We start from the raw sequence: 14,801 nt of genomic DNA on the forward strand, positions 1-14,801 counted from the left end.
GCGGATGCGGTGGCCGCTCATACGCCGCGAGCGAAATGATTCACGCCGCGGCACCCGGCGGCCACGATGTCACTCGCCGCGCGGGAAGCGCTGGGACGCCTCGACGATATTGAGATCCATATGGTTGCGCATGTAGCGCTGGGAGGCGTCCTGCAACGGCTGGTGATCCCACGGATAGTAGTGACCGTTGCGCAGCGCCTGGTAGACGATCAGCCGCTGCGCCTGGCTTTCGCGGACCTCGGCATCGAAGCGCTGCATGTCCCAGCGCTCGCGAACCTTGGCCTGGAATTCCGCCAGTGTCTCGGCGTAGTCCGGGTCCTCGGCCAGATTGCGGGTCTCGTGAGGATCGGTCTCGAGATCGAACAGCTGCGGCGGGTCGATCTCGCAGTGATTGAACTTCCACTTGCCTTCGCGAATCGTCACCAGCGGTGCCTGCGTGCCTTCGGCGGCGTACTCCATGTAGACCGGCGCCTCGCGCGTACCGCCGCGAGCCAGGGGCAGTAGCGACTCGCCGTCGGTCCAGGGTTCGATCTCGGAGAGATCGATGCCCACCAGGTCGGCCAGCGTCGCGTTGATGTCGATGGTCGACACCGGCGTCTCCACCGAGCGCGGCTCCAGCCCCGGCGCGGCGATCATCAGCGGTACGCGCGACGAGCCTTCGAACGGGCTCATCTTGAACCACAGCCCCTTCTCGCCAATCATGTCGCCGTGATCGGACGTCACCACGATGATGGTGTCGTCGAGCATCCGGGTGCGCTCGAGCACGTCCAGAATCGAGCCGACCTTGTCGTCGATGTAGGAGATGTTGGCGAAATACCCCCGCCGTGCCCGGCGCACGTCTTCAGGCTGGATATCGAATTTCGTGTAGTCGTTGGCCTCGAAGATCCGCCGACTGTGCGGGTCGAGCTCGTCGAAGGGCACCACCTCCTGCTCTGGATCAAGGTGCTCGCAATCTTCGTAGAGATCCCAGAACTTGCGCCGCGCCACATACGGGTCGTGCGGGTGGGTGAAGCTCACACACATCGCCCACGGCCGCGAATCGTGCCCGCGGGAGAGGTCGAACAGTTTCTGCTCAGCATGAAAGGCGACTTCGTCATCGTACTCCATCTGGTTGGAGATCTCGGCCACGCCGGCGCCGGTGACCGAGCCCAGATTGTGATACCACCAGTCGATGCGCTCGCCGGGTTTGCGATAGTCCGGCGTCCAGCCGAAGTCGGCAGGATAGACGTCGGTGGTCAGCCGGGTCTCGAAACCGTGCAACTGGTCCGGCCCCACGAAGTGCATCTTGCCGGAGAGACAGGTGGAGTAGCCGGCGCGACGCAGATGATGAGCCCAGGTCGGCACGGCGGAGCGAAATTCGGCGGCATTGTCGTAGACGCCGGTACGCGAGGGCAACTGGCCCGACATGAAGGCCGCCCGACCCGGCGCGCACAGATAGCTCGGCGTGTAGGTGTTGTTGAAATTGACCGCCCGCCTGGCCAGCTTCTTCAGGTTGGGCGCGTGCAGAAAATCCGCCGGCCCATCCTTGAACAGCGTGCCGTTCACCTGATCCGCCATCAGCACCAGAATATTCGGTCGCGTCATGCTCCCCTCCCTGCGTCGTTGTATTGGACATTCGAGATACGCCCAGCTTGCGCGCCACGCATGGATTAGCACAAACGATCAATTCGACGCCTGAGGCCAAGGCAGGCTTGGGCTGAACGCGGGCTACGTCTAGGGCGGCAGCAGGAAGTTGCCCTGCCGACCATCGCCGAGGTGGGAGTCGACTTCGCTGTCGTCTTTCAATGCAACGCCGGAGGCGCCCAGCACCTGTGCCTCGCGCATCAGATAAGCCAGCAGCCTGGCGGCATTGGCGTAACTCAGACCGCGCGGGCGAATGTTGGAGATGCAGTTCCGCTCGCTGTCGCGCCGGCCCGACCGGGGTGCCCAGGTAAAATAGAGCCCGAGACTGTCCGGCGAGCTGAGTCCGGGACGCTCGCCGATCAGCACCACGCTCATACGGGCGCCCAACGCCTCGCCGATGGGGTCGCCGATCGCGACCCGGCCCTGCTCCACCAGCGCGACCGGCCCCAGCGACAGCTCCAGCCGTTCGATCTCCGGTAGCGCGGCGTCGAGAAACGGGATGGCCTGCTCGTGAATCGCCCGCGCGGAAAGGCCGTCGACTATGCAGATCGAGACATCGCAGGGTTCGAGCGAGAGCTGGGCAAGCTCCTGCTTCGCTTGTTCGGACAGCTGCCGGCCGAGATCCGGCCGGCGCAGGTACTCGTCGCGGTCAATGGCGCGGCTGTGCAGACGCAGCGCCAGCGGGAAGCGCGCGTCCAGCTCCGGCATCAGGCGTTCGGTATCCAGCGCCATGTGCACGGCATCGCGTGCGCGGGCATGGTCGAGCTGAAAGGCCAGCTGCGCCGCCGTGGGCAGGCTGCCGCCGGCTCGACCCAATCCGATCCGGGCGTCGGTCAGCTCGTGTAGCCGCTGCCAAGGATTAATGACGGTGATATCCGTATCGCCATCGTGGAAATCCTCGTCGTTCATCGTGCCGTTCCCGTATCAACCGTGCCCGAGCCCATTGACCCCAACAGGTGCTGGAAGCGTGACGGCAAGTCTCGATCGAAGGCGATGCCTTGGTCGTGGCGATAGATGCCGCTGGCCTCGAGCCAGGCCTCGAACTCCGGCGCCGGGCGCAGACCGAGTACCTGGCGCAGGTAGAGCGCGTCGTGGAACGACGTGGTCTGGTAGTTGAGCATGATGTCGTCGGAGCCGGGAATGCCCATGATGTAGTTGCAGCCCGCCGCCCCCAGCAAGGTGAGCAGCATGTCCATGTCGTCCTGGTCGGCCTCGGCATGATTGGTGTAGCAGATATCGCAGCCCATCGGCACGCCGAGCAGCTTGCCGCAGAAGTGATCTTCCAGCCCGGCGCGGATGATCTGCTTGCCATCGAACAGATACTCGGGGCCGATGAAGCCGACCACGGTGTTGACCAGCAGCGGCTCGAACTCCCGCGCGACCGCGTAGGCGCGCGCTTCCAGCGTCTGCTGATCGATTCCGTGGTGCGCATAGGCGGAGAGCGCGCTGCCCTGCCCGGTTTCGAAGTACATCACGTTATTGCCCAGGCCGTTGCTGTCCAGACCTCCGCGACCGAGCGACAGTGCCGCCTCGCGCCCCTCCCGCAGCAGGGCCAGGTCGATGCCGAAACCCCGGTTGGCAGCCTCGGTGCCGGCGATCGACTGGAATACCAGATCGGTGGGTGCGCCGCGCTCGATCGCCTCGATGGCGGTGGTGACATGGGTCAACACGCAGCTCTGGGTGGGGATTTCGTAGCGGGAGATGATCTCGTCGAGCATCTTCAACAGCGTCACCACCGTGGAGGTATTGTCGGTGGCGGGGTTGATGCCGATCACGGCGTCGCCGCTGGCGTAAAGCAGGCCATCGAGGATGCTGGCCGCGATGCCGGAAGCGTCGTCGGTGGGATGATTGGGCTGCAGCCGCGTCGACAGCCGTCCGGGCAGGCCGATGGTGTTGCGAAAGCGCGTGATGACCTCGCACTTTCGGCCTACCAGCACCAGATCCTGCACGCGCATCAGCTTGGAGACCGCTGCGACCATCTCCGGCGTCAGGCCGGAGGCCAGCGCCTTCAGCGATTCACCATCAGCCTGCTCGGAGAGCAGCCAGTTGCGGAATTCGCCGACGCTCAGCGAGGCAACCGGCGCGAACGCGGCACGATCATGACGATCGAGAATCAGCCGCGTGACCTCGTCTTCCTCGTAGGGAATCAGCGGCTCTTCCAGAAAGGTGGTCAATGGCAGTTCCGCCAGCGCCATCTGGGCGGCGACCCGCTCTTCCGCGCTGCTGGCAGCGATGCCGGCCAACTCGTCACCGGAACGGCGCGGCGAAGCGGCGGCCATCAACGTGCCCAGGCTGTCGAAGCGGTAGCGACGACCGCCGATGTCAATTGCATGTTCGGCCATGGAGAAACCCCGTGATCGTTGTCTTTATACGGTCGTCTCAGTTTATGCCATGAGCAAGACTTCGCTCGCGACAGGAAATGTGGAGTCCCAGACAAAGAAAAAGCCCTACCGAACGGGTCGGTAGGGCTTTTGTCACCGATGGCACGAGGCCATCGGTTGTCGCGGATGCATGAGCCGCCGGATTCGACGGCCGAGCGATTTAGCGACGCAGGCCGAGCTTCTTGATCAGCGACTGATAGCGATCGAAGTCCTTGCCCTTGAGGTAGTCCAGCAGCTTACGGCGCTGGTTGACCATGCGGATCAGGCCACGACGAGAGTGGTGATCCTGCTTGTGATCCTTGAAGTGGCTCTGCAGACCGTCGATGTTGGCGCTCAGCAGTGCAACCTGGACTTCCGGGGAACCGGTGTCGCTTTCGCCCTGACCAAACTCTTTGACGATCTCGGCTTTCTTTTCAGCAGTCAATGCCATGAAAAACTCTCCAGCAAGCAATATGCCTGAATGATGAATGTCGGAGACCACGCATATTTGCAGCCTCCCGGTTGACCGTCACGGGGACGGGGTGCATCGAACCGATGCTGACAGATCGATCGGCTTCACCTGTCGGGTTTCGATCCCGGCTCAGGCTTGAACCGCATTCAATGCTGTCGTGTCGACCAGACGCCGGGGAGTGACTTCCCCCGGCGCGGTCAGTTCGACCAATCCCAGAAAGGATTCGTCGCGATACAATCTTGCCGTCGTGCCCGGCGTCAGCTCGGTATCCGCTAGCGATGCCCGCTGACCCAGCAACAAGCGCTGGGCCACCGTCTCCGCCACGCTGAGCGTCGGCAGATGCTCGAGCATGACATCGACCGGCAACAGCTGCGCCAGCCGCTCTTCGTCGCTCATCGCCTCGAGCGTCTCGAAAGAGAGCCGCGCTGCACTGTCGAAGGGACCCGTTTCCAGGCGCTCCAATGCCGTGATATGCGCGCCGAAGCCGAGTGCTGCGCCGATATCTTCGGCCAGCGTCCGTATATAGGTGCCCTTGCTGCAGCGAACCTGCAACCAGACACCATCGGACTCCCACTCGAGCGGGCGCATATCATATATCGTCACGCGCCTAGGCGCACGCGTTACCGTTTCACCCTGGCGCGCGAGCTCGTAGAGCTTGCGGCCCTGATGCTTGAGCGCCGAGTACATCGGCGGCACCTGCTCGATCTCGCCGCGAAAGCGTTCGAGCACGGCTTCGACGGCGTCACGATCCAGCGTCTCGGGCAACGGACGACGCTCCACCACTTCGCCTTCGGCGTCTCCGGTATCGGTCACTGCACCAAACTGGATCCGGGTGCGGTAGACCTTGTCGGCTTCGAGCAGATGGGCGGAGAACTTGGTCGCCTCACCCAGGCAGACCGGCAACAGCCCGGTCGCCATCGGGTCCAGCGTCCCGGTATGGCCCGCCTTGCGCGCCTGAAACAGCCGCCGGGCACGCTGGAGCGCATGATTGCTCGACACGCCCTTGGGCTTGTCGAGCAGCAGCACGCCGTTGATGGGCAACCCCTTGCGACGGCGTGCCATCAGCGTGGCTCTCCATCCTCTTTTCGAGGATCGCTTTCCCGCGCTTCATCCTGCGGCGCCGCTTCGTCACTCTCCTGCGGGCGGTTGCTGGCGACGGCCTCGTCGATCAGTGCCGACAGCTTGTGCCCACGCACCACGCTTTCATCGTAGTGAAAACGCAGCTCGGGTACGTGACGAAGCTTGATGCGGCGCGCGATCTGCGAACGCAGAAAGCCGGCAGCCCGCTTGAGCACGGCCAGGTTTTCCTTGACCCGAGCCGGATCGTTCTCGCCCAGCAGCGTCACGTAGATATCGGCGTAGCCGAGATCCCGACTGACCGTGACCGAGCTGACCGTGACCATCCCCAGACGCGGATCCTTGATCTCGCGCTGGATCAGCACGGCCAGTTCCTGCTGCAGCTGGTCGGCGACCCGATCGGTTCGTTTGAATTCGCGCATCGTTGCCTCTCGAGATCCCGCAGGCGCCTATTTCGTGAAAACCTAGACGCCGGCGGGATCCTGTCGCTTACAGGGTACGCTCGACCTTGACCTGGTCGAAGACCTCGATCTTGTCGCCGACCTGAACGTCGTTGTAGTTCTTGACGCCGATACCGCACTCCATGCCGTTGCGGACTTCGTTGACGTCATCCTTGAAGCGGCGCAGGGATTCCAGCTCGCCTTCGTAGATGACCACGTTGTCGCGCAGGACGCGGATCTTCTTGTTGCGGTGGACGGAGCCCTCGATGACCATACAGCCAGCGATGGCACCGATCTTCGGCGCCTTGAACACGTCGCGCACTTCGGCGACACCGACGATCTCTTCCTTCCACTCCGGCGCCAGCATGCCGCTCATGGCCTGCTTGACCTCGTCGATCAGCTGGTAGATGACGCTGTAGTAGCGCAGATCCAGCCCTTCACGCTCGACGATCTCACGGGCGGAAGCATCGGCACGGACGTTGAAGCCGACCAGAATCGCTTCACTGGCCAGCGCCAGGTTGGCGTCGGTACCGGTGATACCGCCGACCCCGGAAGAGACGACCGCCACCTGCACTTCATCGGTGGAAAGTTCTTCCAGCGCACCGCGAATCGCCTCGAGCGAGCCCTGGACGTCGGCCTTGAGGACGACATTGACCTTGGCCACTTCGTCCTGGCCCATCTGGCTGAACATGTTCTCCAGCTTGGCCTTCTGCTGACGCGCCAGGCGAACTTCACGGTATTTGCCCTGACGGAAGTTGGCGATTTCACGCGCCTTCTTCTCGTCGGCCAGGACCATGAAGTCTTCACCGGCTTCCGGCGTGCCGTCGAGACCCTGGATCTCGACCGGCATGGACGGGCCGACCGACTCGACCTGCTTGCCGAGTTCGTTGGTCAGCGCCCGCACACGGCCGTAGTGCAGGCCGGCAAGGACGATGTCGCCACGCTTGAGCGTACCGTTCTGGACCAGCACGGTAGCAACCGGACCGCGCCCCTTGTCGAGGCGAGACTCGACCACCACGCCTTTACCCGGCGCTTCCGGAACGGCCTTGAGCTCAAGCACTTCGGAGACCAGCAGCACCGACTCCAGCAGTTGATCGATGCCTTCGCCGGTCTTCGCCGAGACCGGAACGAACTGGGTGTCGCCGCCCCACTCTTCGGAGATCACGCCGTGCTGTGACAGCTCGTTGCGAATCCGGTCGAGGTCGGCACCTTCCTTGTCGATCTTGTTGATCGCGACGACCAGCTGTACGCCGGCAGCCTTGGCATGCTCGATCGCCTCGATCGTCTGCGGCATGACACCGTCGTCGGCGGCCACCACCAGGATGACGACATCGGTCGCCTGGGCACCACGAGCACGCATGGCGGTAAACGCTGCGTGACCCGGCGTATCCAGGAAGGTGACGCCACCATGTTCGCCTTCGACGTGGTAGGCACCGATATGCTGGGTGATGCCACCGGCTTCGCCAGTAGCGACCTTGGTGCGACGGATGAAGTCGAGCAGCGAGGTCTTGCCGTGGTCGACGTGACCCATGACAGTGACGACCGGCGAGCGGGTGATTTCGTCACCTTCGTAGGAGATGCCTTCGAGCACTTCGGTCTCGAGCGCATCTTCCTTGACCAGCTTCGGCTTGTGACCCATCTCCTCGACCACGATCGCGGCAGTATCCTGATCGATGGTCTGGTTGATGGTCACCGCCGCACCCATGCTGAACATGGCCTTGATCACTTCGTTGGCCTTGATCGACATCTTGTCGGCCAGTTCGGCAACGCTGATCGATTCCGGCAGCGCGACTTCGCGCACGATCGGCTGGGTCGGCTTCTGGAAGCCGTGCTGGTTGTCGCCACGACCACGACGGCTACCGCGACGCTCGGCACGCTTGACCTTCTTGGCCCCGCCGCCACGGCGACGCTCGGAACGGTCGTCGTCGTCATCACGGCGCCCACGGCGACCCTGATCACGCTCCTTGTCCTTCTTCGGATGGGCGCGACGATTTTCGGTGCGCGGCTCCTTGGGCGGCGGCTCGACGAACGGCTGACTGTTGGAAGTCGGCTCGTCGTCCTCGACCTGCGGCTCATCGGGAATGTCATCCCCGGGTGCCTGGGGCTGAGGCGCCGGCGCGGCAGCCTTGTTGGAGCTTTCCTGACCTGCGGTCTGATTCTGAGCCGCTTCGCTCGCCGCCGCAGCCTGGGCACTAGCCTGCTCGGCGGCCTGCTGTTGTGCCTGATCGGCCATGTCGCCAACCAACTGACGCGGACCAGTCTCTTCGACCGGCGCTTCTTCGGCCGGTTCTTCCCGCTTGACATAGGTACGCTTCTTGCGCACCTGCACTTCAATGGTCTTGCCGCGATCGCCCGAGCGGATCTTGCTGCGGGTGTTGCGCGTCAATGTGATGCGGTTACGCGGACCGCGTCCCCCACCGTGACTCTTGGTCAGGTGATCGAGCAGACGCTGCTTGTCCTCTTCGGAGACGGCGTCGCTTTCCTTCTGATGCGGCAGACCCGCATCCTTCATCTGTTCAAGCAGGCGGGACACATCGCGTCCCACCTTGCCGGCAAACTCTTTTACGGTCATGTCTGACATTACGACCCTCCTGAACCCGTGACCACGTTACTCTTCGCTCTGAAACCAAGGCGCACGGGCAGTCATGATCAGTGCCGCTGCGCGCTCCTCGTCCACGTCGTCGATATCCTTCAGATCCTCGATGGACTGTTCTGCGAGGTCCTCCATGGTGACGATGCCACGGCTGGCAAGAATGAAAGCCAGGTGGCGGTCCATGCCGTCCATCGTGAGAAGGTCTTCGGCGGGCTGAGCGCCATCCAATTGCTCTTCCGTCGCGATGGCCAAGTTGAGAAGCTCATCCTTGGCTCTTGCACGAAGTTCCTCGACCAGATCCTCATCGAACTCTTCGATCTCCAGCATCTCTTCGAGCGGCACGTAGGCCAGCTCTTCGATCGTCGTGAACCCTTCCTCGACCAGGATACGGGCGACGTCTTCGTCGATCTCGAGATGGTTGATGAAATATTCGACCAGGCTGTCGACTTCCTGCTCGCGTTTGCCCTCGGCTTCGTCAACGGTCATCACGTTGAGCGTCCACCCCGTCAACTCGCTGGCGAGTCTGACGTTCTGGCCGCTACGACCGATGGCCTGAGCGAGGTTGTCTTCGCCGACGGCGACGTCCATCGAATGGGCATCTTCATCGACGAGAATAGAAGCGACTTCCGCCGGCGCCATGGCGTTGATCACCAACTGCGCAGGGTTGTCGTCCCATAAAATGATATCCACGCGCTCGTTACGCAGCTCGTTGGATACCGCCTGCACGCGTGAACCACGCATGCCGACACAGGCACCGACCGGGTCGATGCGCCTGTCATTGGTCTTGACCGCAATCTTGGCGCGCGCCCCCGGATCGCGGGCGGCCCCCTTGATCTCGATCAGCTGTTCGGCGATTTCCGGCACTTCGATCTTGAAAAGCTCGACCAGCATGCCCGGTTTGGTCCGGGACAGGATGAGCTGGGAACCGCGCGCTTCCGCATCGACTTTCCACAACAGGGCCCGTACCCGCTCGTTCATGCGGTAGCGCTCGCCGGGGATCATCTCGCCCCGCGGCAAGAAGCCCTCTGCGTTCTCGCCGAGGTCGATGATCAGGCCGTCACGTGTCGTTTTCTTGACGATACCCGCGACCAGTTCGCCTTCTCGCTCGGCGTAATGCCTGACGATCTGGGCACGCTCGGCTTCGCGCACCTTCTGCACGATGACCTGCTTGGCGGTCTGCGCCGCGATACGCCCGAAAGCCACCGATTCGATCTGTTCTTCGACGGCATCGCCCACCGCCAGCGGCGGCTCGCGCTTTTCTGCCTCGGAGAGCGGAATTTCACGATCTTCGCTGAGGTACTCTTCGTCCTCGACCACGATCCAGCGACGGAAAGTATCGTACTCGCCGGTGCGGCGATCAATCTGGACGCGAATACTGACGTCCTGACCTTCGAAACGCTTGCGCGACGCGCTGGCCAACGCCGCTTCGACAGCCTCGAAAATGACGTCTCGGGGCACGCTCTTCTCGTTGGAGATGGCGTCAACGACCAGCAGTATCTCTTTGCTCATGCCTATGCCTCGCCGAAAAACCGGTTCTTGATCTCGAATAACTGAATCGGTGTCGAATCCTGAGTCAGCCACGAATAACTGGGTCACCAAATGATAGGTGGTCGAATCAATCGTCGAACTGCGGGACGACACGAGCCTGATCGATGCTTTCTATCGGAAAGCAGTACTCTTCCGAGTCGATATGCAGCAGCACTTCGTCGCCGTCGATGCCGGCCAGGCGCCCCTGGAACTTGCGTCGACCGTCAAACGCCGTGCGCAACTTGAGCTGCACCACGTGACCGCTGAAGCGCGAAAAATGATCGAGCGTATAGAGTGGGCGATCGAGTCCCGGAGAAGACACCTCCAGGTTGTAGTTGCCCGAGATCGGATCTTCGACATCCATGACACTACTGACCTGGCGGCTGACGTCGGCGCAATCGTCAACCGAGATCCCGTTGGGGCTGTCGATATAGATCATCAGCTTGGAATGCTTGCCCTGAGCCAGATAGTCGAGGCCCCACAACTCAAAGCCCATGGCAGTTACCACCGGCTCGATGATCGCATACAGTGCTGCGTCCTTGGTAACCACAAACGACTCCTACAGCAGTTGCATCAGGCACCTGACCGGGAGTTGAGAGAAATGCAAGGTGCTAGGTGGCTGACTGGCAATGACGTCAGCAGCGCCGTTAACAACGACAATGCGCTGACAATGACAAAGCTGCTAACAAAAAGCCCCTTCTCAGGAAGGGGCCTTTCATAAAAACTTGGTAGCGGGGGCCGGATTTGAACCGACGACCTTCGGGTTATGAGCCCGACGAGCTACCAGACTGCTCCACCCCGCAACATCAGGTTGGCGATTATAGGAACGACCTTGGGATGGGTCAAGGAAGGCCGCGATATCGCCTGATTCTTTTCACAAGAATCGTCTTGCGTATCGTTAAGAGGTCCGAATCAGCTCGACCGGAAGACTTGACGATGGTGCCGAAGGCGGGACTTGAACCCGCACGACCGTAAGGTCACTACCCCCTCAAGATAGCGTGTCTACCAATTCCACCACTTCGGCATCAGGGGCGTGCAGCGCCTAGGCGCCACACCAATTCACTGCTTTCAACCGATTCATCGAAGGCTGTGAATTTCCTTTCCACTCAAGGATTTGACGATTTCTGACCGCCATCTTCCTCGAGTGCTGGCGCAGCATTATTCCCGCTTTGGTCGCCGTCGTCAAGGGTCGGCGCACCATTATGTTGCTGTTCGATCACTTGCGCATCGGGAATACCGCTCTGCGGCGCGCTGCTGGCGCTGGTCGCGAAATAGGCCAACCCCAGAGAGGTGACGAAAAAGAGCGCCGCCAGGCCGCCGGTCAGCTTGGACAGGAACCCGCCACTGCCGCGTGAGCCGAAGACGGTCTGCGAAGATCCGCCACCAAAAGCTGCACCGGCCTCGGCACCCTTGCCCTGCTGCAACAGGACCAGCACCACCAGTGCAATGGCGGCCAGAACGTGAACCAACAAAATCGCTATCTGCATGAAATCAACCTGCTGACTGACAAATCGCTATGAAATCGTCGACCTTGAGCGACGCACCGCCGATCAGGCCGCCGTCGATATCCTGCTGCGCGAGCAACTCCTGGGCGTTACCCGCATTCATGCTGCCGCCATAGAGCAGACGCAATGCATCGGCCAGTTCACGATCGAAACCGGCCTGATAGCCGCGAATCGCAGCCATCATCTGCTGAGCCTGCTCTGGCGTCGCCGTACGCCCGGTGCCGATGGCCCAGACGGGCTCGTAGGCGATCGTCATCTGCTGGCGCTGCCCCGGCTCGAGCCGGGCCATGACGTACCCCACCTGGCGCAGCACGACATCCTCGGATCGGCCGGCATCACGTTCTTCAAGGGTTTCACCCACGCAGAGAATCGGCTTGAGCCCTGCGCCGAGCGCCGCTATCACGCGCTCGTAAACCTGTTCATCACTTTCATGATAGAGCTGGCGACGCTCGGAATGGCCGACCAATACGTACTCGACCCCGAACTCGCTGAGCATCTGCCCGCTGACTTCCCCGGTCCGGGCACCGGAATGCAACGGATTGAGCGTCTGCGCTCCCAGGCCGACGAACGTATCCGCAAAGGCGCGGCGTGCAGCATCGAGATAGGGAAACGGAGGATGGATCACGACATCGACCGACGACGCCAGATCCGTCTCGGCAAATGCTCGGCCAAACGTCTCGATCAATTCCGCCGAGCCATTCATCTTCCAGTTACCCGCGATCAGCGGCTTGCGCATGCAACCTCCTGTCGGTGGTGCGACATGGTATAAGAGCCTTGACAGCAAGACAACAAGTGCTCTTGGCTATCTGGTCGGCTCAGGCAATCAGAGTTTCGACACTATCGGCAATTCGCTGCGCCATGGCCTGGACGTCGAAGCGCGGCCGCCCCTCTACCATGACTCGGATCAGCGGCTCGGTGCCCGAAGGACGCAACAGCACTCGACCACTGCCGCCAAGCTCATCCTCGACCGAGCTCACCGTCTGGCGCAGCGCCTCGCTGTCCAGCAAGGTCCTGGCATCATAGTTGCTCGGCAGGCGCACGTTGACCAGCGACTGCGGTGCCTTTTCGAAGCCTTCCAGCAACTGCTCCAGCGGCACCTCTTCCCGCACCATCACTGCCAGCACCTGCAGCGCGGAAACGATACCGTCGCCAGTGGTCTGCACGTTGCGGCAGACGATATGACCGGAGGCCTCGCCTCCCAGCAGCCAGTCGTTGGCGAGCAGACGTTCGACGACATAACGATCCCCCACCTTGGCCCGCTCGAAGGGAATCCCCTGCTTCTCGAAGGCTGCCGCCAGGCCGAAATTGGTCATGAGCGTGCCCACGACGCCGCCATTCAATTTACCGCGAGCGTGCAGGTCACGAGCGATGATATAGAGGATCTCGTCGCCGTCTACCAGCTTTCCGTGCCGATCGATCATCAGGACGCGATCGCCATCGCCGTCGAACGCGATACCCAGGTCGGCCTGGCGCGCCAGAACCGCCTCGCTCAAGCGTTCGGTATGCGTCGAGCCCACGTTCTGATTGATGTTGAGACCGTCGGGCTCGCCGCCGATCACGCTGACATCGGCACCGAGCTCGCGAAAGACGTTGGGTGCGATGTGATAGGTCGCGCCATGGGCGCAGTCCAGCACGATTCGCAAACCGTGCAGCTCGAGGCGATTGTGAACCGTGGACTTGCAGAACTCGATGTAGCGTCCGGCGGCGTCATTGATACGGACCGCCTTGCCGAGCTGGTTCGGCGCCATGGTCTCCAGCGGCTTGTCGAGCTCGTTCTCGATCTCGGTCTCGACCTCGTCGGCGAGCTTCAGCCCTTCCGCCGAGAAAAACTTGATGCCGTTATCCTGATAGGGATTATGCGATGCCGAAATCACGATCCCGGCATCGGCTCGGAACGTGCGTGTCAGATAGGCAATGCCCGGTGTCGGCATCGGCCCCAGCAACGAGACATCGGCCCCGGCAGCCGAAAGCCCCGCTTCCAGCGCCGATTCGAACATGTACCCGGAAATGCGCGTGTCCTTACCGATAATCACCTTGGGCCGCGTCGACTGGGCGGACTTCTGCCGAGCCTGATGGCTGCTCAGTTTGCGCGCCAGCACTCGGCCCATGGCCCAGCCCAGCTTCAGCATGAAGTCGGCGGTGATGGGATACTCTCCAACGGTGCCGCGAATCCCGTCGGTACCGAAATAACGTCTACTCATGATCGCCTCGCTCCTGAAGCTGGTCGTTCCTGAAGTACTGCCCAAGCCATATTGATGGCATCGACCGTGGGCGCAACATCATGCACTCTGATGATTCTAGCGCCCCGCTCGACCGCCATCACGCTCAACGCCAGCCCGCCAGGCAAGCGCTGATCGACGGGGCGCTCCAGTACCTGTCCGATCATGCTCTTGCGCGACATTCCCACGAACAACGGCAGTCCCAGCGCTTCCAGCGCATCCATGCGATTGAGCAACCGCAGGTTGTGCTCCAGAGTCTTGGCAAAGCCGAAACCCGGGTCCAGCAGCAGCCGCTCCCGCGCGATGCCCGCCGCCTCGCAAACCGCGATACGCTCGCGCAGGAAATCGCCGACGGCCGCTTCGACGGGGCGATCGTAGTGCGGCGCCTGCTGCATCGTCTGCGGCTCTCCCAGCATGTGCATCAGACACACGGGCAGACCAGTGTCCGCCGCCGCCTCGAGCGCGCCTGGGCGCGTCAGCGAGCGCACGTCATTGATCATGCCGGCACCGGCTTCGGCGACTTCCCGCATCAGTTCGGGCGCACTGGTGTCGACCGAGACCAGCGCATCGAACTCCGACACCAGCATCTCGACCACGGGCAACACGCGCTCCCGTTCGGTTTCCAGCGTCACCGGCTCGGCCCCCGGCCGTGTCGACTCGCCGCCCACGTCGATGATGGCCGCACCTTCCTGCAGCAGACGCTCGGCATGACGGCGAGCAGCATCCAGCCGGTCGTGTCGACCGCCATCCGAAAAAGAATCCGGCGTCACATTGAGAATGCCCATGACGCGGGGGCGTGAAAGGTCGAGATGATGATGATGACCACAGCGTAATTGGACGCCAGTGGATACCGAATCTGTCATGGGAGTCGTCGCTCAAAAAGCGTTCACTCTAGGCAGACCGAGAGTGTTGTGCAACCGTCCGAAATACAGCGGGGCGCCATCTCTGACGCCCCGCTGCAAGTCTGTCATTTCATTTCGTCAAT

Annotated in this window: 13 protein-coding genes and 2 tRNA genes; all 15 read right to left on the reverse strand. The window is 62.1% G+C overall.

The features are described 5' to 3' along the window. Window positions 1–69: 69 nt before the first annotated feature. Entirely contained in the window at window positions 70–1,584 is a 1,515-nt protein-coding gene (gene betC, locus BC443_RS06010; RefSeq protein ID WP_071230930.1) for a choline-sulfatase, read from the reverse strand. Window positions 1,585–1,713: 129 nt separating this feature from the next. After that, the gene (eutC, locus tag BC443_RS06015; RefSeq protein WP_071230931.1) at window positions 1,714–2,532 is read right to left on the reverse strand and encodes an ethanolamine ammonia-lyase subunit EutC; all 819 of its coding nucleotides are present in this window, start codon (window positions 2,530–2,532) and stop codon (window positions 1,714–1,716) included. Then, a complete protein-coding gene (locus BC443_RS06020; protein WP_071230932.1) occupies window positions 2,529–3,965 on the reverse strand; it encodes an ethanolamine ammonia-lyase subunit EutB in 1,437 nt (478 codons plus the stop codon). Before BC443_RS06020 ends, eutC begins: the two co-directional genes overlap by 4 nt. Before the next feature lie 199 nt (window positions 3,966–4,164). Further along, entirely contained in the window at window positions 4,165–4,434 is a 270-nt protein-coding gene (rpsO, locus tag BC443_RS06025; RefSeq protein WP_071230933.1) for a 30S ribosomal protein S15, read from the reverse strand. A gap of 150 nt (window positions 4,435–4,584) precedes the next feature. Continuing rightward, a complete protein-coding gene (gene truB, locus BC443_RS06030; protein WP_071230934.1) occupies window positions 4,585–5,517 on the reverse strand; it encodes a tRNA pseudouridine(55) synthase TruB in 933 nt (310 codons plus the stop codon). Continuing rightward, window positions 5,517–5,954, reverse strand: coding sequence for a 30S ribosome-binding factor RbfA (gene rbfA / locus BC443_RS06035; protein WP_071230935.1), 438 nt, complete (start codon window positions 5,952–5,954; stop codon window positions 5,517–5,519). The genes truB and rbfA overlap by 1 nt, the downstream gene beginning before the upstream one ends. A 67-nt stretch (window positions 5,955–6,021) precedes the next feature. Further along, window positions 6,022–8,553 (reverse strand): translation initiation factor IF-2, encoded by a 2,532-nt coding sequence (gene infB / locus BC443_RS06040; RefSeq protein WP_071230936.1) that lies wholly within the window; start codon window positions 8,551–8,553, stop codon window positions 6,022–6,024. 27 nt (window positions 8,554–8,580) lie between these two features. Then, complete coding sequence (nusA, locus tag BC443_RS06045; RefSeq protein WP_071230937.1) at window positions 8,581–10,074, reverse strand: transcription termination factor NusA; 1,494 nt, start codon at window positions 10,072–10,074, stop codon at window positions 8,581–8,583. A 106-nt stretch (window positions 10,075–10,180) separates the two neighbouring features. Further along, the gene (rimP, locus tag BC443_RS06050) at window positions 10,181–10,642 is read right to left on the reverse strand and encodes a ribosome maturation factor RimP (RefSeq protein ID WP_071230938.1); all 462 of its coding nucleotides are present in this window, start codon (window positions 10,640–10,642) and stop codon (window positions 10,181–10,183) included. Between the two features lie 176 nt (window positions 10,643–10,818). Further along, a tRNA-Met gene (locus BC443_RS06055) sits at window positions 10,819–10,895 on the reverse strand. A gap of 134 nt (window positions 10,896–11,029) precedes the next feature. After that, window positions 11,030–11,116, reverse strand: a tRNA-Leu gene (locus tag BC443_RS06060). Between the two features lie 82 nt (window positions 11,117–11,198). Continuing rightward, a complete protein-coding gene (secG, locus tag BC443_RS06065; protein ID WP_071230939.1) occupies window positions 11,199–11,579 on the reverse strand; it encodes a preprotein translocase subunit SecG in 381 nt (126 codons plus the stop codon). 4 nt (window positions 11,580–11,583) lie between these two features. Further along, a complete protein-coding gene (gene tpiA / locus BC443_RS06070; RefSeq protein ID WP_071230940.1) occupies window positions 11,584–12,333 on the reverse strand; it encodes a triose-phosphate isomerase in 750 nt (249 codons plus the stop codon). 79 nt (window positions 12,334–12,412) lie between these two features. Beyond that, window positions 12,413–13,798: a phosphoglucosamine mutase gene (gene glmM, locus BC443_RS06075; RefSeq protein ID WP_071230941.1), complete on the reverse strand. Its 1,386-nt coding sequence runs from the start codon at window positions 13,796–13,798 to the stop codon at window positions 12,413–12,415. Further along, window positions 13,795–14,679, reverse strand: coding sequence for a dihydropteroate synthase (gene folP / locus BC443_RS06080; RefSeq protein WP_247643232.1), 885 nt, complete (start codon window positions 14,677–14,679; stop codon window positions 13,795–13,797). The genes glmM and folP overlap by 4 nt, the downstream gene beginning before the upstream one ends. Window positions 14,680–14,801: the final 122 nt, after the last annotated feature.

Origin of the sequence: Salinicola sp. MIT1003, assembly GCF_001858555.1 — a bacterium.
GTDB lineage: Bacteria > Pseudomonadota > Gammaproteobacteria > Pseudomonadales > Halomonadaceae > Salinicola > Salinicola salarius.